Origin of the sequence: Janthinobacterium sp. JC611, assembly GCF_018682595.1 — a bacterium.
In the GTDB taxonomy this organism is placed as follows: domain Bacteria; phylum Pseudomonadota; class Gammaproteobacteria; order Burkholderiales; family Burkholderiaceae_D; genus Janthinobacterium.
On the sequence record NZ_JAFLJN010000021.1, the window covers coordinates 530,552 to 553,015 of the forward strand.

The following is a 22,464-nucleotide window of genomic DNA, read 5'->3' on the forward strand; positions in this document are numbered from 1 at the left end:
GTCCTCATGCGCCTTTGGCCATGGTGCAAATTTGAGTCAAAAGCCCCCTATATAGCGGGCAGGTGTGGAGGGGTGCCGGGGTCATATCTGACATTTGGACACGGCCTCAGCTTTTATAGAACGGGCGTCGTGAAATTTACCCTGGTTTCAAGCCCAAATCTGCTCAAGCCCCCCGCCACCGCGTGCGTCCGCATGCGGATTTCGGCATCATGCATTGCGTGAACACCGATCTGTCCGGCCCAGCCATCACCTTGGCCGTGCTCATAGAACAGGTAAGCGTCGCGCGCGCCCATCGATCTCGCCAGTTGCCGGCGCCCTGCGTGGCGGAAGTGCGGGACGTCGAAACTATCCCCGCAGCGGGCAAGGAACATCTGCTCAGCCTGCTGCGGGAAACCCGGCACGCTGCCGTCACAGCCCTGCCGGCTTTATACAACACCGCCCATCGCACCACGTGCCCGGCGCTCACTCCACGGCTGCCTGCTGATATAATACTAACAATCAACTAATACTTGGCAATGAGCGCCTCAAGGCTCCCGCAACCGTCTGTGTAACGCCAAGCCCAGCCCATGCGCTCCCTTTTCGACCACGAGATCATCACACAGCTGCACAGCGGTGCCCGCTCGCGCGTCTACCGTGCCAGGGCCGCCGATGGCACGGCGTTGATCGTCAAGATGCCGAATCAGCAGTTCCCCTCCTTTCAGCAACTGGCGCAGTTCAAGCGCGAGTATGCGATCGCGCGCCGCTGCCGCCATCCTGGCGTGGCGCATCCGCTGGCGCTGCAGCTGCACGGCGGGCACTGGACGATGATTCAGGAAGATGCCGGCGGCGTGGCGCTCGACCAGGTGTTGCGCGCGCAGGTGGCGGCGCGCAGGACGCCGTCGCAGCCCGCATTGGCGCTGGACGTTTTTTTCGACATCGCGCTGCAACTATGCGCGGCACTGGACGAGGTCCATCGTCAGGGCGTGATCCACAAGGACATCAATCCCTCCAATCTGGTGTGGAATGACGAGCGGCGCCTGCTGCAGCTGATCGATTTCGGCATCGCCTGCGAGCTGCCCTGCGAAAGCCATGGCGTCGTCAGCCTCCAGACCCTGGAAGGCACGCTGCGCTACATGGCGCCGGAACAGACCGGGCGCATGAACCGGCGGGTCGATTGGCGCGCCGATTTCTATGCGCTCGGCGCCACCTTGTACGAATTGCTGACTGGCCAGGCGCCGTTCGAGGCGGGCGACGAGATGGAACTCGTGCATTGCCACATTGCGCGCAGTCCGGACTGGTCGCACCCGGCGCTGGCAGGCTTGCCCGGCCAGCTGCTGCCGATCATCCAGCGGCTGCTGGAAAAAAATGCCGATCAGCGCTATCAGAGCCTGCAAGGCTTGCGCAGCGACCTCGCGGCATGCCGCGCGAAAAAGCCGGCGCAGGCGCTCACGCTGTCCGACCACAATGGCCGCTTCCTGGTGCCGCAAACGCTGCGCGGGCGCGAGGATGCCATCGCCATGCTGCTGGCGGCGTTTGAACGCAGTGCCGCCGGCGCCGGCGAAATGCTGCTGGTGGCCGGCCATTCGGGGATCGGCAAGTCGGCGGTCGTCAACGAAGTGCAAAAGCCCATCATCGCCCGGCGCGGCTGCTTCCTGTCCGGAAAATGCGACCAGTTCCAGCGCGACGTACCGTATGCCCCGCTGGTCCAGGCCTTCCAGGGGCTGGTGCGCCAGCTGCTGGGCCAGCCCGAGGAAACGCTGCGGCAATGGTCCGCGAAATTGCACCAGGCCCTGGGCGGCGGCGTGGGCGTGATCGTCGAGCTGATTCCCCAGCTGGCCCTGATCGTCGGCCCCACCGACGCGCTGCCCGCGGCGGCGCCGGATCAGGCCCAGCTGCGCCTGGACCGCTTGTTTCCCCGCTTCGTCGAAGTCTTCGCCTGCGCCGGGCATCCGCTGGTGCTGTTCCTCGACGACCTGCAATGGGCCGATGCGGCCACGCTGCGGATGATCGAACTGCTGATGGTCTCGTGCGACAAGAGCCACATGCTGTTCATCGGCGCCTACCGCGACAACGAAGTGGGCGCCGCGCATCCGCTCATCGCGCTGCGCGACAAGCTGCTGGCCCGGGACGTGCGGCTCTCGACGCTGTTACTGAGCGCGCTGACCGAGCCGCAGGTGGCGCAAATGGTCTCGGCCACCGTGCGCGTAGCGGCCCCCGATTGCGCGCCACTGACCAGCATTTGCTACCGCAAGACGGCCGGCAATCCCTTTTTCCTCAACCAGTTCCTCGCCGCGCTCAATGAGACGGGCCATCTGCGCTACCGGCCGGCCGACGATTGCTGGGACTGGGACTTGCCGGCGATAGAACAGGCCAAGTACACGGACAACGTGGTCGAGGTGCTGCTGGAGAAAATCCGCCGCCTGCCCACTCCGACGCAGCACCTGCTGCAACTGGCCGCGTCCAGCGGCAACCGCTTCACGCTCGACACGCTCACCCTGGCGGTGGGCCGCGCGCCCCGGCAAGCGCAGCAAGACCTGTGGCCGGCGCTCAGGGCAGGATTGATCCAGCCGCTCGACGAACGCTATAAATACGTCGATGGCGACACCGCCGCGGGCAACAGCGGCGTCAGTTACCGCTTCCTGCACGACCGGGTGCAGCAGGCAGCCTACCTGGTCGCCGATGCCGCTACGCGCGTGGCCAACCATCTTCTCGTCGGCCGCCTGCTGCTGCGGCATGCGCTGCCAGAGCGACAGGACGAGACACTGTTTGACATCGTCGAGCAGCTCAACGCGGGCCGCGCGCTGATCGACGAGGCGGGCGAGCGCGTGCAGCTGGCGACGCTCAATCTCCAGGCCGGCGTCAAGGCGCGACGTTGCGCCGCGTTCCAGTCCACCCTGGAACACATGCGCATCGGTCTCGACCTGCTGCCGGATCAAGCATGGAGCGTCCACGCCGATCTCTGGCTCGAGCTGCAGCTGGGCGCGGCCGAAGCGGCCTACCTGTGCGGCCAGTTCGACGCCGCCGAGGCGATCTACCCGCTCGTGCGCGCCCGTGCCTCGAACCCCTTGCAGCAAGTGCGCTGCATCGCCATCCAGGCGCACCAGTATCAATTGCAGGGCCGCCTGCTCGACGCCATCGCCGTGCAGCGCGACGGCCTGGCGCTGCTGCACATCGACATTCCGCACGAGGTGGCGCACATGAAGGCGCGCTTCGCCGACATTCTCGCCGACATCGGGCGGCAGCCTGGCGCGCATGCGCCCGAGACCTTGCTGGAAGCGGGCGACATGTGCGAGCCGGACGCGGTGGCCGCGATGCAGATGATGCAGGGCCTGTGGATGGCCAGCTACTACGCCGGCCAGCAGGATCTCAGCGCCCTGATGGTGGTGTCGATGACGCGCCTGTCCATGCAGCGGGGGACCAGCGATTCCAGCGCCGTCGCCTATGTCGGCTACGCGCTGATGCTGGCGCTGTACAGCGACGACATCGCGCGCGCCTATGACTTCGGCGCGATGGCGATGGCCCTGGCCCGGCGGCGTGCCAACCTGCAGACGCGCACGCTCACGGGCTTGATGTTCGGCGCGCTCAGCAGCCACTGGACGCAGCCGTTGCGCAACTCCGACGCCCTGTACGAAGAAGCGTTTGGCTGGGCGCTGGAAATCGCCGACTTCGTGCAGGTCGGCGTGGTGGCGGCCGTGCGCGCCACCGACCGGATCATCCTGGGCGACTACCTGCCGCACCTGATGCACGACATCGAGCACGACCTGGCGCTGATGCGCGCCAACGGCCAGCAGGCGATGGCCGATTGCTGCGTCGCCGCCGCGGTCCAGCCGATCAAGTGCCTGATGGGCCTTCTGCCCCGTCATGCCAGCTACGACGATGCCGTCTTCAGCGAGGCAGGCTTCCTCGCACAATATGGCGACTCGACACTGTACCGCGCCTACTTCTTGCAAGGGAAGATACGCAACGCCTACCTGTTCGACGGCGCCGACGCCGAGCCGCTGGCCGGCCAGCTCGGCATCGTCACGCAGATCATGCGCGGCCAGGCCAAGGTGGCCGAGTGCAGCTTCTACGCCGCGCTGATCCTGATCCGCGCCCTGCGTCGCGCTCCCGCGCGCCCCGACACGGGCGCCGTGCAGGCGGTGATCGGCACGCTGCAAGCGAATCTCGCCGAGTGGGCCAGGCAAGGCTCGGACAATAGCGCCGCCAAACATCTGCTGGTGATGGCCGAGATGGCGCGCTACCGGGACGACCTGCAACTGGCCACCCGCCTTTACCAGCAGGCGATCGACGCGGCCGGCCTGGCGGGCTACGTCAACATGCAGGCGCTGGGCAATGAACTGTGCGGTGAATGCTGGTCCGACCAGGGACAGCCGCGCGTGGCCGCCGTCTTCGTCAGGGACGCCATCGCGCATTATGGCCAGTGGGGCGCGCAGGGCAAGGTGGCGCAACTGCGCGAGCGCCATGCCGCAGCGCTGTCAAGGATGGATGGCCGCGCCACGCAGCGCCATTCGGTCTCCCATACGCATGGTAGTGCCGCGCTCGATCTGGTGTCGCTGCTGAAGGCGGCGCAAATCCTGTCGAACGAAGTCGGCCTGCGCAACGTGCTGACACGCCTCATTTCCATCGTCTGCGAAAACGCCGGCGGGCAGGTGGCGCGCCTGCTGCTGCTGTCCGAGGGCCGCTACCAGCTGGAAGCCAATCTCGATGGCGATGGCGTCAGCGTGCTGCAAGCGCGCCGGCTCGACCTGAACGCCGCCAGCGACCCGCAATTTCCGCTGTCGCTGCTGCGCTACGTCATCCGTACCGGCGCCGAGGTGATCGAAGACTGCATCACGGACGCCTCGCGCTTTGCCGCCGACCCGTACGTGCAGTTGCAGCGGCCGCGCGCCGTCATGTGCCTGCCGATCCGGCACGGCGGCCAGATCGACGGCATCCTGTACTTCGAGAACCGGCTGGCCGAAGCCTCGTTCACGGAGGAGCGCGTCGCGTTCCTGCGCATGCTCGGCGCACAGGCGATGATCTCGATCTCCAGCGCCAGGCTGCACGACAGCCTGGAACGGCGCGTTGCCGAGCGCACGGAACAGCTGGAAGACGCGAACCGCAAGCTGGCGACCCTGTCCATCACCGACGGCCTGACGGGCCTGTCGAACCGGCGCCATTTCGACGACGTGCTGCGCGCCGAATGTGCGCGTGCCACGCGCGTCGGCCAGCCGCTCGCCGTCATCATGCTCGATGTCGACTACTTCAAGCTATTTAACGACCGTCACGGCCACCAGGCCGGCGATGCCTGCCTGATCCGGGTCGCGCAGGCGCTGGCGGCCGGCATGCGGCGCGCGGGCGACCTGACGGCGCGCTACGGCGGCGAAGAGTTTTCGATCGTGCTGCAGAACACCGGCGCGGACGAAGCGCGCCAGATCGGCGCAGCGCTGCGGCGCGCCATCGAAGATCTGGGCATCGTCCACGCGAACACGCAGGCGCGGCTGGTGACGATCAGCGTCGGCATCGCGGTCCAGTCGGCGCCGGGCGCCGCCGATCCGGACGCCATGTTGCGCCTGGCCGATGCCGCCCTGTACCAGGCCAAGGATGCGGGACGCAATTGCGTGGTGCTGAGGATGCTGCCGCCTGGCTGAGCGGCACGCGGCGCGCGCCATGTTTCACGGCGCGGGGCGGCGCCTCACTCGCTGCCATGACTGGTCTCGCGCGCCTGCGCCTGCGCCGTTTCCTGCGAAGAAAAACCGTTGAAGAACAGGTTGAGCAACACGGCGACGATGGCGGCCAGCAGGATACCGCTGTGCAGCAAGGGCGACAAGGCCTTCGGCATGTGCTGCGCATATTGCTCGGCCACCAGCGGCAGCATGCCGAAGCCGATCGCCAGGGCCACGATGAGCAGGTTGTTGCGGTTGCTCTTGTAGTCGACGCCGGCCAGGATGCGGATGCCGGTGGCGGCGACCATGCCGAACATCACCAGCCCTGCCCCGCCCAGCACGAACGCCGGCACGGCTTCGGCCGTCTGCGCGATCTTCGGAATCACCCCCATGACGAGCAGGATGAGGCCGGCCGCCACGCAGACCCAGCGGCTGCGCACGCCCGTCACGCCCACCAGGCCCACGTTTTGCGAGAACGAGGTGTAGGGAAAAGTATTGAAGATGCCGCCGATCAAGGTGCCCAGGCCATCGACGCGCAAGCCGCGGCTGATATCGGCCTGCGTGATGCGCTTGTCCGTCATTTCTCCCAGCGCCAGGAACATGCCCAAGGACTCGATCATGACGACGATCATTACCAGGCTCATGGTGACGATGGCGACCACGTCGAAGGTCGGCATGCCGAACTGGAACGGCGTGACGATGGCAAAGGCCTTGGCGCCGGCCACCTTGGCGAAATCGGCCTTGCCCAGCGCAAACGACAGGGCCGTGCCGGCGATGATGCCGATCAATACCGCGATATTCGACAGGAAACCGCGGCCATACTTGGCCACCAACAAGATGACGGCCAGCACGAAGAAGGCGATGCCCATGTTATCCAGCGCGCCGTAGCCGGGATTGGCGATCAGGGGCGCGGGGCCGGCCGGGGCCGGCAAGCCGGCCGCCGTGGCGGCAGCGGCCATCTGGAGGAAGGCGGGATCGGCAATCTGCGCCATGGCGGGTGGCCCGCCCATGGCCCAGTTCACGCCCACGCGCATCAGCGACACGCCGATCACGGCGATGATGCTGCCGGTAACCACGGGTGGAAACAGGACCAGCAGGCGGCTGATGAAGGGCGCGATCAGCATGGAGACGACGCCGGCGCCGATCACGGCGCCAAAGATACCGGTGATGCCCAGCGCCGGATTGTTGGCCATGGCCAGCATGGGACTGACGGCGGCAAAGGTCACGCCCATCATCACGGGCAGGCGGATGCCGAAGGTCTTGCCGATTCCCAGGGACTGGATCAGGGTGACGAGGCCGCAACAGAACAGGTCGGCACTGATCAGTGCCGCCACCTGTTCGGGCGGCAACTTGAGGGCGCGGCCGACGATCAGCGGCACGGCGATGGCGCCCGCATACATGACGAGCACGTGCTGCAAGCCCAGGGTGAACAGTTTGCCCGCTGGCAGCACTTCGTCGACAGGCGATGGCGCGGCAGGAACGGCGCCTGGCACGCCGCGGTGGATGGATTTCAGACGGGGAGTGACCATTTACGCTCCATTTCCTGGGTGACCACGCCCCGGCTGGGCGCAGGTGAAGGGGAAAAGCAAAAGAGAAACGGGACGACAGGAACACACTGGCGGCGGACGAGGCATGCGAAGCTCCCTGGATAGGACAACCAAGGTATGCCAAGCACGCATCGTGCCAGGTGGATTGTATATAGAAATTGTGGCAAAAAATCATCAAGGATCGGCCAATCTGGCGGCGACTGCACCGTTTTCTCGCATGCCGCCCCGCGCCTGCACCTGAAGGCGGCAAAGGCCGCAGCGCTGGCAGGCCGCTGGCGACGGATGGCTGGAAGCTGAAGTGGAGGTGGAGGTGGAGGTGGAGGTGGAGGTAGAGGTGGAGGTGGAGGTGGAAAGTGAAAGTGAAAGCTGGAATCCGCTGACCGGTGCTTGGCGCCTATCCCAGTAGATGCATACCTCCCCTGCTGGTGCCTCTGGGCAGCGGGGACGACGTCGAGCGCCGTCGCAGGTTCGCCACCCGTCCTCCTCGCGCCCTGGCCGCGTTCCTGATGCGCTGCCAGCAGACGATGCGCCCTACCGGGACAGGCTCTTAGCCACCAGAGCAGGCTTCAAGCAGCGCTTCCAGCTGGCGCACATGGGCGGCACGCAATTGCTCGCGCGCCAGCAAGGCTTGCACTTGCTCGAAAATGCCGTGGGATGGCACCGCCGGCAAGGCGAGAGCGACCGGGAGCGTGGCGATACAGGGCGCGCTCACCGGCCAAGTTTCCACGTTCGATGCGGGCGCCCAAGCCGCACAGCCGGTCAATACACTCACCAGCAATACCGTTCCGGCATACTTGATACTCCGCCTGCTTGCCAGCCATCCGCTACTCTGCTCACATTGCGGCCGCCTCATGGCATTTCGCTGGCGATCAGCGCCTCGGCCGCGCGGCAAGCGTCGCCACCTGGCTGCAATGCCAGGATGCGCGCCGCTGCCGCCTGGGCGTCTGCCTGCCCAGCCTGCGCGCTGGCCAATGCCTGCCGGGCCCGCTCCGACCTGCGTGCCCCCTCGTCCCGCATCACATTCAGCGCCTGGGTCTGGCGCCGCAACAGGCCCTGCACCTCCTGCACTTGCGTCGCGCATGCGGCACGGCCCGCTTCGCGGCCCCAGCGCTGCGCGCAAAACACGGCGGCACCCAGCAACAGCAACATGGCCATAATGCTCAACGACGGCTTCATGCCAGCACCTTGCGCGCCGCTGCATACCAGGCCAGGCGTTCGGCCAGGCCGTTCACGCCGCCGTTGATGCGGCGCGTCACCCTTTCCTGGTCGCCCGCGTCGGCCAGGCGGTTCAAGCCGCGCGATTGCCAGAACCAGCCCGCCGAGCGACACGCGAATATCGTTTGCTCCAGCAGCTGCGGCGCCGCCAGCAAATCCAGGCCCAGCGCCACGCCGCACGCGGCATAGTTGGCGCGCCCCGTCACCTGCAGCAAACCGCGCCCCTTGAAACGCACGCCATCGCCGGCGATCACATTGCCCAAGTCCGCCCTTCCTTCATAGGCCGCGCCGCTGGCCAGCTCGCGCACATAGCGTAACTGTCCCGATTCGTGGCCCACCTGCGCCAGGAACGATGCCTGGCGCAGCGGTGTATCGATGCTGAACTCGGTCATCGCCGCATTCAGGGGCGCCAGGAACAGCGTAGCGCGGCGGCCGGCCAGCGGCATGATCTGCATCAATTGCGCGCCTGTCACAGCATGCCCCGCACATCCTTGACGGCAGCGGCCGCATCGGCCGCCAGTTCGCCGATGTCCTTGCCGCGCCGCTTGTCGAACCAGCGCACGCAGGCGCCCAGCACCCACCAGGCGGGCAAGCCGGCCGCCACCATCAGCGGCGCGGCGATGAACAAAAAACCCGTGGCCGGATCGCCGCCATACAGGCCCGCCACGGTCTTCGCGCTGTCGAACAGGCTGGGCCACCACGACAGCACGGCGGCCACCAGCGCGGGGCCGAGGAAGGTGGAAATGATGATGCTGGAACAAAAACGAATGAATGCCTCCTTGGTGGACTGGGGCCACATGAACATGAAGCCCAGCGACGTGGCGGCGGCGCCGGCCAGCACGGGCACGCCAAACAATTTGATCAATGCGCCGCCGGCGGCGGTAGTTTCGAGGGCCATGATTGCCTTTCAGGTGGTGGAAATGAAAAAACCCGCCGAGGCGGGTTGGGATGTAGCAAGCGCAGTCTCAGTCTTTATGCCACCTTCACGATGACACGGGCGCGTCCATCCTCTTCGATGGCGATGACCTTGCCGATGGCGCGCAGGTATTGCTGGAGCGTCATGTCTTCCTCGTTGATGGCAATGCCCGCAATGCCCTCGCCTTGCTGCACCGGCAAGATGAACTGTCCGGAAGTAGCTCCCAGGACGTTGCATGGCACCTGACCGGCGAAAGCGATGCGGTCGACCGTCTGGCGCAGCGCTTCGAGTGCCGCATCGAAGGCAAGCCCGGGAGCCTGCCGAACAGCCCACTCTTCATCCGTATCGCCTGCCAGCGGCACCTCGCGGTATACGGCAGCCTTGGCGGGAATCGCTGGCGTGAGCAGGGTGAGGCCATCGTAGATGGCCTCGACAGCTGGTTGCGCCTCGCTGACCAGCTGCGATTCAACGCGATCAACAGTACGCGTCACGGATGCCGGACGCTGGCCAAGTTGTTGCGACCATTTGTCGCCGCCGACCATGCAAGGATCCGTGGATTTCACGGCAAACGAGATGGCGTCGGCCCAGCGATCGGTCAGCTTGCCATCCGCGCCGATGCCGATCAACTGACCTGCCGCGACGATGCCGCATGCAGGAGACTTGAAAATGTATTCGGCATAGTCGGCGCCGCCAGCGTTGATCGTCCCGCTGGCGTTAATGCTACGTCCCGTGTTGGTGCTTGCATTTACAGACACACTACACGCCGAAGCGGACCCCATTGCCCCTGCCGATACATAGAACGTCGTGCTGTTTGGGATTCGGAGGTTAGTCTTCCCCTGCGACTGGTCAATCCCTCCTATGATACTTTCGCTCCCCATTGCTGGAATGGGGCCGACTTGTATCGCACTAGAGACGATGCGTGCCGATGAAGACAGGGTGCCTCGAACCGCTAAATCTCCTGCCCCGCTGATGACCATCAGATCAGCACTTTCCAAGTTGCTCTGGACATCAATTGCACGCAGGCGCAGGTCGTATGACACATAGGTGTACGTGCCGTTAGATGTGGACCGACCAGATGACGTGTACCACCTGAACTGCCCCTGATACGATAAACCGTTTGTGCCCCCGACCCCTAGCGCCGCCACCAGCGATGGCGATATACCTCCCTGGTGCGCCGCCCCACGCAGCATTGTGGGCGCGTCGCCGGGGGCGGGGGCGCCAGGAGTCACAAATGCAACACTGCTGAAGCTGACGATTGGCCCAGACAAATTGCCGCCAGTCAGTGGCAGCGCATTGTACGGTCCCGCCGCAAACGCCCGATCCATTTCATTCAGTTTCTCGTTGACGTTGGGCATACCGTCATAAAATTTATCCGCCATTTAGATTCCTTCAATTTGTAGTGGTGCTGAATAAGTGTCAAAGTACGGCGTAGCTACCGCGTCGCTATTGCTGGCTTTGCCATACAGCATGTAGTCCTGCTCCAGCAGCGGATCCGGATTTTCCGGGAACAAACTGAACAGCATCGCCTTGCCCTTGCCGTTCTCGCGCAGGATGCGCATGAAGCGCGCGCGGTCCATCGAAGTCAGGTGCGTCAGATTGATGCTCAGCTTGTCGCTGCTCGTGCCCAGCGCGGTTTTCAGGTTGCCCGCACCCGTGCGGTAATTTTCACTGCTATCCTGCGTCTGCAACTGCGCGCCATACTCGGCGTTGTATTGCGGTGACCAGTAGTTGCCCACCACCAGCCGCGAGATTTCCAGGTAGCCTTCCGGGCTTTGTGGCGCAGACACGTCGATCACTATCCGGCGCACGCGCACAGGGGCGAACCATGTCACGCCGTCGGAGCCGCCGCCGCACGGCCAGGTGTTTACACCGCCCCACTGATAGGCGTTCCAGCCGAGCGGCAGAACGCCCCAGGGATAGGAGCCATGCACGGCAGCCGGGCACGGGAAGATGCTGCCTGTGTCGAGTACCGGCACGGCGTCGCCCGGCTGGGCATAGCCGCGCACGCGCATGCGCGCGCTGCTGGTCATGTTGGTGGAGATCAGCGCCACGCAGGCGATGGACTCCTGCGTCAGCCAGGTGGCGGTGATGGTCTGTGCAGTGCCGCTGGCGCGCAGCACGGCGTTCTTGCTGTCGCGCTGCAGGTTGGCCGGACCAAGTTCGCCGGTTTGGCTTGATGCCGTCAGCACCGCGCGGTCAGCGGCGTTGTCGTGGATGATGCGAAGATTGCTCATGGCGGCAATGCCCCTTCCAGAATGAGGTAAGTGATTGGTGAAATAAACCCAGTGGCAACGCCGATAGGCCCGGTGGCGGCAATTTCCCGGCGCCGCTTCGACAGCATCACCTCGACTATCCCGGTACTGGTGGCCGAAATGAAAAAACCCGCCGAAGCGGGTTTGAGAGGGATGACTGCCTGGTCACACGGCCTTGACCATCACATAAGCCCGGCCGTCCGGCTCGATCGAGATCACGCGGCCGACCGCCTGCAGGTATTGCTTCATGCTGAGATCGTCCTCGTGCACGGCGATGCCCTTGATGCCGGCGCCGTCCTGCACCGGCACGATGTAATCACCAGGCTGGGTACCCAGCACGTTGACCGGCACGCGGCCGGCGATGGCGATGCGGTCGACCTTCTGGCGCTCGACTTCCAGCGCCGCGTCGAAGGCGGCCATGGCTTCGGCGTCCTGCAGCACGGCGGCGTTGTGGGCGGCCAGTGCGATAGCGAAGGTGGCCTGTTTATCGGCCCATTCTTCATCGGTATCGCCGGACTCGGTGACCACATCCTCGTATTCCGGTGGATTGGTGCCGAGAACTGGCTGCTGCGTTAGCACGTCTTCTCGGCGCAGGGGCTGGCTCGGCGCTGTTCCTGCCTGGGGCGATGGGCGCTGCCCTATGTCATTCGCCCAGGAATCACCACCGACAAACGAGGGCGCGGTCGATTTGATCGAGAACATGACAGCATCGAACCATTGGTCGGTGACTGTATTGTCGGCTGTGATACCGACTATTTGGCCGGGGGAGACGACACCGCAGGCCGGGCTTTTGAAAACGTATTCGGCATAATCATTGCCTGACGTATTGACTGTACCTCCGGCTGATACGCTACGACCTGTAGCGGAGTTCTTGCCTACATATAGTACCGCTACCGGTGCCGACCAACTTCCTACCCCTTCAGAGGCTAAAATACCTACACTTGGCGCAGGGGCATTATCAACACCAAAATATATAATCTCTGCTCCTTGCCCTGTCCCACGGCAGATATTATGTCGCAGCAGAGAAGGGTCGCTACTTCCTGCCTTGAGCAAAGGAACATAAACCGTGCCATTGCCAGTAATGGAAAACAGTGTTGGGGTGAAGTTCCCTGAACCCACATCACGAGCCTTAAGCGCCAGTTTGTATCCCAATGCGAATGGGCTGGCATTTTCACCTACGGATACCACAGCATTGAAGAAGCCGGCGTATGAGATACCCGTATTGCCGGATACACCAATACGAAGGGCTTCTGCCTCTTGTTTAGCTGCCATTGAGTGCGCTTTTGGCGCGCCTGCAAGGTACGACACTGAAGACGTGTTACCGTCTTGCGCACGCACTTCGACAATGCTGTCAAAGCTCGTACCTTGCAGAGTGGTTGGGGCGTTACCCATACCACGCGAACGAGGGGAGCGATACAAAGGCTCCGATGGGCTTGCGGAACTATCCCATACTGGCGTGCCAGTCACTGTGTCCACCGCAACTGGACTGGTATAGGTAGTGATCTGCATTCCCATCAATTGGAAAGATGCCTGAGCAAAACCACCTGCCAAAAAGAACAGGTACACCGAGACTTTGCCATCTGATTCCAAGTACGCCAAGAATCGTACATTAACCGGGATGAAGCGGCTGGACGACCATTCGACGTTCACACCTTCAGCTGCCGTAGCGACACGACTGCCAATGATGATAGTCATGGCTGTCAAATCATAAGCGCCCCACCCCCCTACCATTGCATCAATACGCAGCGATGAGTACGTGCTGGAAACCGTAGGCTCCAAGGTTGCGATTTTATACAGGCGCTGACCTTGACCACCTTGCAGGTAGTTGTATCCATACTTGTTCGCCATTCCTGCACCAACACTAATAGGAAATTGTGACTTAATTGGCGTTGCAGTATCAATCCACGCGGCATCAATATATCCATTCGGCCCGCCAAGTGGCGACCGCCCCACGGCGGGCGCATACGACGCCACCACGGCGCCCCGCCCCGCCAGCTCATTCAGGCGCTGGATCGTATCCTTCTGACCATAGTAAAAAAAATCACCCATTACAACTCCTCGATTTCGATGTTGGTGGCATAAGCCTGGAAAGATGGCGTGGTGATGGCGGCCAGGTTGGCCAGACGGCCATACACCTGGTGCGCCTGCTCCAGCTCGACATCGTCGCTATCCGGATACAGGCTGATGAAAAGCGGGCGCGACAGGCCGTTGCCGCGCACGATGCGCCACAGTTCCGCACGGTCCAGCGGCGTCATGTGATCGAGCGCCAGCGACAGCTTGCGGTACATCACGCCGCGCTCCACCTTCTGTTCGCCGGCGCCATTGCGGTACTGGCTGCTGGTATCGACTGGCGTGATACCGGCGCCATACGACGCGTTCTGCTCGGGACTCCAGTAAGGGCCAGCCACCAGGCGCGCGGCCTCGATGTAGCCGGCGGGATTGTCAGGGTCGGCCAGGTCGATCACCAGCTTCCTGATGCTGCGCATCTGAAACCAGCAGCGGGCGTAGGTACCGCCGCCATAACTGTAGGCATTCAAGCCCAGCGGCAATGCGCCCCAGTCCCACATGCCCAGCCGCGCATACTCGCACGCTGGCATGACGCCACTATCGATGGCAGGCGCAACATCGCCGGGCTCGATATAGCCGCGGACCCGTATGGTTGCCCCTGGAGTCAGGTTGCAAAACGGCAACGCCACGCCGCCGATGATTTCCGGTGACGACCACGTTGCCGTGATGCTCAGCGATGCGCCGGTTGAGCGCAATACCAGAGACTTTCCCTCGCGCTGCAGGTTAGCCGGGCCAAGCGCACCGGCCCGGCTCGATGCGGTCAACATCGCGCGGTCGGTGGCATTGTCGTAGATGATGCGCAAGTTGTTCATGCGCCCACCTGCGCTGGCCAAACAATGGCCTCAAGCGCATCAAAAGAAGCGGCGGCAGCGATCCGCCCTCGCAAGTGAAGGGCGATGGCGAACGCCGTGGCAACGTGTGCTCCCAGGGCTGCGCCGACGGCGATCATGCCGGCCGCGTCGAGCGTCAGGTAGGTGTTATCCGACAGGGTCCAGTCGATGCTGTATGGCTGGCCGGCAGCCTGCGCAATCAGGGCCATGTGCGCGGCTCCAACGATGCGATCCTTGTCTGCCTGGTACAGAACGCCTCCGCACGTGAAATCTGCGGCTTCAGCCACGCTACGTGCCGCCTTGATGCGCGCCCAGGTACGAGCTTTGACGCTATCCAGCGTTCTTGCATCTATCCACATGTCCGCCGCCGCATCGTATTCGTGATGCTCGCTGGGCTGTGGCGGCAACATCTCGCCGGTGCGCTCGTTCGTGTAAGTGCCGTCACGGTTAACGATGATTGTTTCCATTAAAAATTCCTTGCGATCACAATCGCCTGACATTGTTTAACATAAAGCTTGCCCATGTCCGCAGCAGTAAGGTACGCATTGGTGCCGGAAACGCCGAACTGGACGGTGTCACCCACGTTGATGTCCAAGGTAAGTCCGTAGACCGTTGCGGCAGGGCCATCTCCGCCCTGCCGCTCCTGGACTCCGCTCATCCAGAGCCAATTCCCACCATTGATGCGGTACCAGATGCTCAATTGATCGTCGACCACCGCCGTGCAAATGATTGAAAAAAATACACGACCAGAGCGGATACGGAGCGCGGCAGGCCACCCTGGAGCGTTGTGCTTGAACAGCACTTCCAGATTGGTAAATACAGCCGCAGAATTGAGCGACGACGCCTCAACAAATACCCCGGATGCGGACGATTGCAGGGAAATCGATGGATAACCGGGCTCGAAAAATGCAGTTGCAGCGGAGGCAGTGCCAACAGACACGCGCGCAGACGAAAGATCGCCTGAAAATGTACCTTTCACAGCGTCCAGCTCACCGGAAAATTTTCCTTTGGCTGCATCCAACACACCAGAAAATGTGCCCTTCGCCGCTTTTAACTCTCCCGAGAAGGTGCCCTTGACGCCGTCCAGGTTGCCGCTGAAAACAGCACTGCCATTGATGATGGAAAAGCCAGGCGCATAGATATTGCCTGCCGCATCGATCTGCACATACTTTCCCAGGCCCGGATTGCCAAACAGCAATCCACTCTCGCTCAGATGGAAACCGCTACCGCCATTGCTTGGCCATGCATAGGTACTGGTGGGATAACCACTACCGCCGTGCAGCGTCGCGCTATAAATGTCTCCTGCCGTGACTTTGCCAAGATCGGCGCTGATTGCGCTCAACTGCCCCACCTTCAGCGCATTCAGATACGGCGCCGCCCACTTGGTCGTGCCGCTGGCCGGATTGAAAATGCCATCGGACCGGTACAGCGATTCACCCGCGCCGAAAGCCTGCGGCGACCCCTCCCACACCGTGCCAGCGCCCCAGGTATTGATTGGCGGGAAGGACGCATCCCCCTGTGTGCTGATCGTCGCCGGCGCGCTGGCCAGCGACAGCAGCGTGGTCTTGCTGTAGGCAACGCGCGCCGAATTGCCGGTTACGCCATCGAAAATCTTGCTGACCGTCTGGCTGGCCGTATAGGTCAGGCCGTCGACCACGATGGTCGCCGTGACCGTCACGCTGTCGCCCACCATGCCGCCATAGGTCATGCTGGCCACATTGCCGACGCGCGTCAGCACGCTGGCATTGCTGGCGGAAAAGGCCACCTGCCCCTGCATATTGATCAGTCCCGCCGTGAAGTCGATGCGCGCAGGCGTGGCAATTGTCGTGGCCGCCACCTTGAACGCCTGCGCCGTGGCCGCCAGCAGCAGCACGCGGTCGTTCGCAGGCTGAAAGCGCGGCACCGTGTTCATGATCATCCTGTCACGTTCCCCCACGATGGCGCTCATACGAGCACCCCCACCGTCACTCTGCCCGTCAGCCAGAAGCGCGACAGCAGCACGACCACGCCCGGTACGCCATCCTGCAAGCCGAAGCGCTCAGCGCGCAGAGTTACGGGCTGTCCCAGTTCCAGCATCATCATCTCGGGTTCTCCATCGAATTCATAAATGGTGCGCGGCACCTTGCTCAAGGCCAGGCGCCGCTGCGCTTCCGCGAGGGCGTCGGCCCGCGTCTTCAGACAGGTATCGATCTGCACCGGGTCGTCGCTCAGGCGGTAACGCGCACGCACCGCCTCATCGACCACCGTCTCCGTCAGCCATTCCGTGGCGTACAAATCCGCATGCGCGGGCGGAATGCTGGTCGTCAGGCCAGCCTGCAGCGTGTAGTTGCGGTCGAAGCCGATCTTCACGGCGGCCGTCACCGGCACCCGCTGCGCGGGACGCAGCGAGCGCTCGCGCATCTGCTCCGGACCGATCGCCAGCGGCACGCCGGCGGCCGGCAGCGCGATCTGCACCAGGCGCAGCTGGCCGGTGCGCGACATGATCGCCTGGGCGCCCACGCTGGCCGCCAGCTGCTGGATGGCTTGCGCCTGGTTCGTCCGGTCCGCAACATACAGACCCACCGGCTGCGGGTGGGCCGCATCGAAGGCGGCCAGGTTGACCAAGTCCAGGTCGTCCGGGGTAAAACGGTCGGCCGCCTTGCCGTAGGCGGTGGCGATGCGCCGCACCAGCGGGGCGATGCGCGGCGCATAGCCGCCGCCCTTGTCGCCTTGGACGCTGGCCGTGATCGTGGTGGAAAACGGATCGGTGGTCAGATTGAAGCGGCCCGCCTGGTCATTGAGCGCCACGGCAATCGGCTTGCCGTTGGTGCGCACCTCGAACGTCGACTCGACCGCGCCGAGAAAACCGTATTCCAGGGTGGCCGGATTGGTCAGCAAGGGCGCCACGTTGTGGCATTCGCCAAACGGTATCGGCAGGATGGCGTCCTTGTTTGGCGTCGTGCCCCCCAGCTTGGCTTCGGAAATCGGCGTATTCAGGCGCTGCAGCTTGTCGCGCAGCACCAGGTTGACCGACTCGCGCCCCGCACTTGCCACGTCGGCGATGATGCCGTCGAAGACCAACTGGAAGTCGGCGCGCGGCCACGATGCATCGCCGGCCCAGGCCTTGATCGGCCGGTTCATCCAGACGTCATCCAGCCAGTCATCAAGAGCCCCGTCGGCGTTATCGAGTTCGATATCGCCGCCCGACAGCCCCGCCTCGCCGGACAGGCTGACCTGTTCCGTGAAGGCCAGGCCGCCCTTGGCCAGCGGCTGGTACGCGGTATTCGCCGGCACCTCAGCCGGGCCCGTGACGTAGGGCCGCGAAGCGATATACCGCGTCACCTCGTTGCCGGCCACGTTCACCTGCGCCTCGATCAGCACCATGCGGATGGCCGACGGGCTTTGCAGCCAATCCTGAAATTGCGCATCGGTCATGCGTATTCTCCTTTCACTGCATTGGCCCAGGCGGATGCCCGGGACGATTTATCCACGCCATCAACCACCGTCCTGGCGGCGTTGGCGTTCGATTCAAAGGTGGCCTGGATGGTGGCGCCCGTTTGCGCCCGCTGGTCGGCGCGCAAGCCTTCCAATTCGAGGCGCATGGCCTGGTTGTCTTCGCGCAGGCCGCGGATTTCGGCGACGAGAACCTCGGAGCCGGCGTTCGCCGCCGACGAGTAGCGCACGGGGTCGAAGACTGCCGCTGCGACAGGGGAAGTCATCGGAGCCAGTGCCGCGACCACGGGAGGATTACCGAGTTGCACACCCAGATCCGCCGCACCGCCCATCGCCGCCCGCAGGCCGGCAATGGCTTGCGCCACCGTCAGCACGCTGTCGTTGATGGTGATCAGGCCCGACACCTGGGCATTGAGCGCATCGAGGCTGGCTTGCTGCACGTCGACTTGCGCGGCAGCCCATTTCAACGCTTCCTTGTTCGCTTCCACCACGCGGGCATAATCGGCCGCATAGCGGGCGTCGGACGCGTTGACCACCTGCGATGCCGTCAAAAATGCCTGCTCGGCGGCGGACAAACCCGATTGCGCCGTCGCGTCGCCCGCATTCGCGGCCGCCAGGGTTTTCTCGAACTGGGCCCGTGCCTCCGCATACTTCTGCTCCGGCGTCAGCGTCGACTGGGCCCCCAACGCCATGCTGGAGTTCAGGCCATTCAGCGTCGTCACCCACGATTTCGATTTCTCCAGCGCCGACTTGGCCGCCGCCGATTCCGTTTCATACGCCTTGGCCAGCGCATCCTTCGCGCTGGTCACTGCCTTGACGGCCTGAATCTGGTCGAACAATCCGCGATTACCGTCGGCGATGCTGGCGCGCTGGGCGGCCAGCAATTGTGCTTCAGTCTTCGTCAGTTCGTTCAACTGCTGCTGCAGGTCCTTGCGCTCGCCGGCAATGTCGCTGGCCGTCTTGCTTGCTTCGCTCAATTCGCCCGTAGCGGCGGCCAGGTCAGCGGCATAGTCGGCCGCCTTCTTGAACGGCTCGGCGATGGCAAGCAGCTGCACGTACATGTTCTGGCCAGCGACCGTGTTCAAGTCCTGCGCCAGTACCAGCGCCTTGAACTGCTCGCTGGTTGTCACGCCGGATTGCCCCATCGCCGCCATGGCGCTGCGCACCGACTTGGTGACGGGGTCCATCTGCTCTGCCTCGCTCAGGAAGTTCTGCACGAAGAAGCTCGTACCGCTGGTCAGGGTATCGAGGTCGCCCGCCGCGTGTATCAAGCTTTCGCTCAGCGCCACGGCGGCAAGACCGGATGTGTTGAACGACTTGCCCAGCACGGCCAGCACATCCGACACCTGCATGTAATTGTTCGCCACACGCGCCAAGGTTTCCAGGTAGCCCTCGCCCACGGCCTGGTATTTTTCCAGGCCGCCCACGCCGAACTTCGCCATGTCGTCGCCCAGCTTCGAAAAGGCCGCTTCCAGGGCTTTTTGCATTTCCTCGCCCTTCAAGTCCTTCAGGCTGATCTTGCCCAGGCTGACGACGAAGGTGTTCAAGCGCGCCGAGAAGGCATCGCCACCCATGCCAAGGGAATCGGCTGCCGCGACGATACTCGTGCGCAGGCCCAGCACGATTTTTGTAAATTGGTCATTCGTTTCCGCTCCCATGGCCGTGAGGTTCGTGGACTTCTTGTCGCTGGAAAACCAGCCGCCGGACTTCTTGATATCCACGTAGGAATTCACATTGAAGCCGGATTTTTCCAACGTGCCCAGGCTCGACGAATTGGTCACGATGCCCACATCCTGCACCGTGGTCTTGCCGCCAAAAATGCTGCTGACGACATTGCCGATGAAGCCGCCGCTGGAGCTGCCTTTGGTACCCAGCGCGGCGGTCAGAATATCCGAGCGCACCAGCAGGCTGCCCAGGCTACCGATACCCGAGACGATCTGCTTGAGCGAGATCACCATCGATGAGGAATACGCCAGGCCCAGGCCGGAATTTTTCTCCATGATTTCCAGACTCTTGGCGATCGATTCCGATTTCGCGGACGAATCACCGAGCACCGTGCCGGTGCCGTTGGCGGCCTGGCGATCTTTGGCCGTCGTGTCGACGCCGCCACCGCCGCCGCTGAAGGCGCCGCCCAGCACGGCGGCAATCGCCGCTGCCGCCGCCGCATAGCCCCACGGCCCCATGGAACTCATGAAGGACATGAACACGCCCGGCACCTTGGCCGCATTCTGCGCCGCCTGGCCGGCGGCCACTGCGCCCGTCTCCGTTGCCTGGCCGACGACCACGCCTGCAGCGGACGAGCCAGATACAAACAGGCTGGTGGCCAGTTTTTGCAGTTGGCCGGCCATCTCCACCGCGCGAAACGCCTTTTCGGCCCCTTCCATCAACTTGTAGCCCGTGCTGTTTTCCTTGAAGAAGCCCTTGGCCGCACCAGCCATGTCGCGGTATCCCTTGATCTGCGCCTTCGCGCCATCCTCGCGGGCTTTGGCATGCGCAGCTTCTTGTTTGGGCTTGTCGTCCTTGGCGTCCGTGAGTCCTTCGCTCAGGGTACGTTGAATGTCACGCTGTGCCTTCTGATAATCGGCAAAGGCCGTGCCCAACTTGCCGACCGCCGCCGCTGCCTTGCCAAACGCTTTTTCCAGCGCGTCGCCCATGGCCTTGGCGCCATCGACCGATTCTTTCCACGTTTTTTCATCCGCCGCCATGTTGTCGGCACGCATCTTGGTCTCCTTTGCCGCGGCCTCCTCGTCGCGTTTCTTCGCTGCCGCTTCCTTCTCCTGGCGCGCCGTTTCCTCCAGTTGCGCCAGATCGGCGTTGACTTGCTGCTGTACGCGCAGCTGTGCCGCACCCGCCTCGGCGATCTTGTTGACGTTTTCCTGGCGGCCTTGCGCCGTCTTCGCCTGAAAGCCTGTCAAGACCTCGGCCTGTTGCTGGTAGGCTGCCACCTCTGCATCTCCGCGCGCGCGGATCGCCACGCGGCGGCTCGCAAAAAACTCGTCCTCGCTCAAGGCACCGCCCTTGCGGCGCGCTTCGTCAAGCTTGGCCTGCTGGTCATAACCCTCGTTCTTGATGCGCAATGCGCTTTGGATCGCTTGCAACTCACCTGCCAGCACGGCATCACGGGAATCGGAACCTGCCTCTGGAGGGGCTGCAGTCCTGGCAGGTGCGGCAGTCCGGGAAGGTGCCGCAAACGAGGCTCGCATATTCTGCCGCAGCTCTTTCTCCTTTTCGGGCGAAAAGGAAACACCGGCGGCCCTGGCATTGGCCAGGGTCTCTTCAAGCTGTTTGATTTCCGCTGTTTCGCGCTGCGCCCTGGTGACATAGCGCTTCTGCATTTCGTCCAGCTCCTTGACCGCCTGCTTGCCCTCGGCATTGCGTTTCGATTCGTCCTGGTCGGCCTTCGCCTTTGCTTCCCGCTGCGTCTTCTTGTTCGTCGCCACTTCCAGGGCCCTGGCCTGCTCCTGCTCGAACTGTTCCATCTGGACGCCTGTCAGGCGCGCGGCCGGGTGCGTGCCGGGAACCAGTTGACCCGTGCGGCGCACTTCAGCCGTGCGTTTCTTGATTTTTTCAATTTCGTCTTCCGGCGTCTCCTCGCGTCCGATGGAACGCATGCCATCCATGAAGCTGGACCAGAGATTCTTGCTACCTTGCAGCAAGGTGCCGATCATGCTGAGCTTTTCAGCCCGTTTTTGCAGTCCCGCATTGATCAAGTCGCTCGCCATCACCATGGCCTCTTGCGTCTTGCCTTCCTTTTCCAGGGCGGCGATATGCGCGTACTGGGCACCTGTCAGGATGTTGTAATTCTTATCGTGCGTATCAACCCAGTTGGTGACGCCGTCCGCCATCGTCGCGAAGTCCGCCGCCACGGCACCGGCCGACTGGCCATTCATTTGCGCCATGGTAACGGCCGCCGCGCCCACGGAATTAAGCGCTTCGCTGGTGAACTGGCCCGTTTCCACCAAGGTCTGCAAGACCGCGCGGGTATCGCCCAGGCCGCCCTGGCTGGCATCGGATACCGACGCTACCATGGTGTTGAACTGCCCTTCCGTGATGCCGGCGGCATTGCCGGTCAGCTCCAGGGCGCGGGAAAATTTATCCGATTCCAGCTGGCCTTGTACGAAGGCCTCAGCCACAAAGGCCGCCACGTCGGCCGCCATCTTCAGCGCCAGCAACGGTCCAGCGCCCAGGCGCGTCATGGCCAGTTCCGTCAAGCCGGTGGCATTGGCCATCTCGCCCAGGCCATCCTTGATCTTCCCGATGTCGGCGTTCAATCCGGCTTCGCCGATCTTGGCCGAAGCCTTGGTAAAGCCATTGACCGCCTCAAGTGCCTTGAGCAGACCGTCCGCGGCGTCGCTGCCGCCCGCGCCCAGGGCGATGTTCGCGTCGGCCGCCGTGCGCGCCGCTTCGGCCTGCGCGCGCACCCGTGGTTCGAAGTTGCCAAACTTGCTGCTGGCCTTCTCAACCTGTTCGCCTGTCTGTTTACTGGCGGCTGCCAGGTCATTCACTGCCTGCGTTCCCGCCTTGATCTCCGCCGCATTCACGGCAAGTTTTAATTCTGTTATCTCTGGCATGGTTGGCCCA

15 protein-coding genes are annotated in these 22,464 nt (G+C 63.5%); 2 read left to right on the forward strand and 13 right to left on the reverse strand.

Annotation, left to right across the window (positions count from 1 at the left end; translation table 11 throughout):
• The first annotated feature begins 218 nt into the window (after positions 1-218).
• Entirely contained in the window at positions 219-506 is a 288-nt protein-coding gene (locus J0O65_RS16830; RefSeq protein WP_215408414.1) for a hypothetical protein, read from the forward strand.
• A 60-nt stretch (positions 507-566) separates the two neighbouring features.
• Positions 567-5,609, forward strand: a complete 5,043-nt coding sequence (locus J0O65_RS16835) for a diguanylate cyclase domain-containing protein (RefSeq protein ID WP_215408416.1) — start codon at positions 567-569, stop codon at positions 5,607-5,609.
• A gap of 44 nt (positions 5,610-5,653) precedes the next feature.
• Here J0O65_RS16835 and J0O65_RS16840 read toward each other — a convergent pair whose 3' ends face one another.
• The 13 genes from J0O65_RS16840 to J0O65_RS16900 form a co-directional block, all read right to left on the reverse strand.
• Positions 5,654-7,153 carry a nucleobase:cation symporter-2 family protein gene (locus J0O65_RS16840; RefSeq protein WP_215408418.1) on the reverse strand — a complete coding sequence of 500 codons (1,500 nt, stop codon included), beginning with the start codon at positions 7,151-7,153 and terminating at the stop codon, positions 5,654-5,656.
• 565 nt (positions 7,154-7,718) lie between these two features.
• Positions 7,719-7,883 (reverse strand): hypothetical protein, encoded by a 165-nt coding sequence (locus J0O65_RS16845; protein WP_215408420.1) that lies wholly within the window; start codon positions 7,881-7,883, stop codon positions 7,719-7,721.
• A 137-nt stretch (positions 7,884-8,020) separates the two neighbouring features.
• A complete protein-coding gene (locus J0O65_RS16850) occupies positions 8,021-8,347 on the reverse strand; it encodes a hypothetical protein (RefSeq protein ID WP_215408422.1) in 327 nt (108 codons plus the stop codon).
• Positions 8,344-8,841 (reverse strand): glycoside hydrolase family 19 protein, encoded by a 498-nt coding sequence (locus J0O65_RS16855; protein ID WP_215408424.1) that lies wholly within the window; start codon positions 8,839-8,841, stop codon positions 8,344-8,346. The genes J0O65_RS16850 and J0O65_RS16855 overlap by 4 nt, the downstream gene beginning before the upstream one ends.
• A gap of 14 nt (positions 8,842-8,855) precedes the next feature.
• Positions 8,856-9,284: a hypothetical protein gene (locus J0O65_RS16860; protein WP_215408426.1), complete on the reverse strand. Its 429-nt coding sequence runs from the start codon at positions 9,282-9,284 to the stop codon at positions 8,856-8,858.
• 74 nt (positions 9,285-9,358) lie between these two features.
• Positions 9,359-10,681 carry a hypothetical protein gene (locus tag J0O65_RS16865; RefSeq protein WP_215408427.1) on the reverse strand — a complete coding sequence of 441 codons (1,323 nt, stop codon included), beginning with the start codon at positions 10,679-10,681 and terminating at the stop codon, positions 9,359-9,361.
• Complete coding sequence (locus J0O65_RS16870; RefSeq protein WP_215408429.1) at positions 10,682-11,536, reverse strand: hypothetical protein; 855 nt, start codon at positions 11,534-11,536, stop codon at positions 10,682-10,684. It abuts the gene before it with no gap.
• 183 nt (positions 11,537-11,719) lie between these two features.
• On the reverse strand, positions 11,720-13,603 hold the full coding sequence (locus J0O65_RS16875; protein WP_215408431.1) for a hypothetical protein: 1,884 nt from the start codon (positions 13,601-13,603) through the stop codon (positions 11,720-11,722).
• Positions 13,603-14,433 (reverse strand): hypothetical protein, encoded by an 831-nt coding sequence (locus J0O65_RS16880; RefSeq protein ID WP_215408433.1) that lies wholly within the window; start codon positions 14,431-14,433, stop codon positions 13,603-13,605. The genes J0O65_RS16875 and J0O65_RS16880 overlap by 1 nt, the downstream gene beginning before the upstream one ends.
• Positions 14,430-14,918, reverse strand: coding sequence for a DUF4376 domain-containing protein (locus J0O65_RS16885; RefSeq protein WP_215408435.1), 489 nt, complete (start codon positions 14,916-14,918; stop codon positions 14,430-14,432). The genes J0O65_RS16880 and J0O65_RS16885 overlap by 4 nt, the downstream gene beginning before the upstream one ends.
• A complete protein-coding gene (locus tag J0O65_RS16890; RefSeq protein WP_215408436.1) occupies positions 14,918-16,399 on the reverse strand; it encodes a hypothetical protein in 1,482 nt (493 codons plus the stop codon). The genes J0O65_RS16885 and J0O65_RS16890 overlap by 1 nt, the downstream gene beginning before the upstream one ends.
• The gene (locus tag J0O65_RS16895) at positions 16,396-17,865 is read right to left on the reverse strand and encodes a hypothetical protein (RefSeq protein ID WP_215408437.1); all 1,470 of its coding nucleotides are present in this window, start codon (positions 17,863-17,865) and stop codon (positions 16,396-16,398) included. Before J0O65_RS16895 ends, J0O65_RS16890 begins: the two co-directional genes overlap by 4 nt.
• A complete protein-coding gene (locus J0O65_RS16900) occupies positions 17,862-22,454 on the reverse strand; it encodes a phage tail length tape measure family protein (RefSeq protein ID WP_215408438.1) in 4,593 nt (1,530 codons plus the stop codon). Before J0O65_RS16900 ends, J0O65_RS16895 begins: the two co-directional genes overlap by 4 nt.
• Between the last annotated feature and the right edge of the window lie 10 nt (positions 22,455-22,464).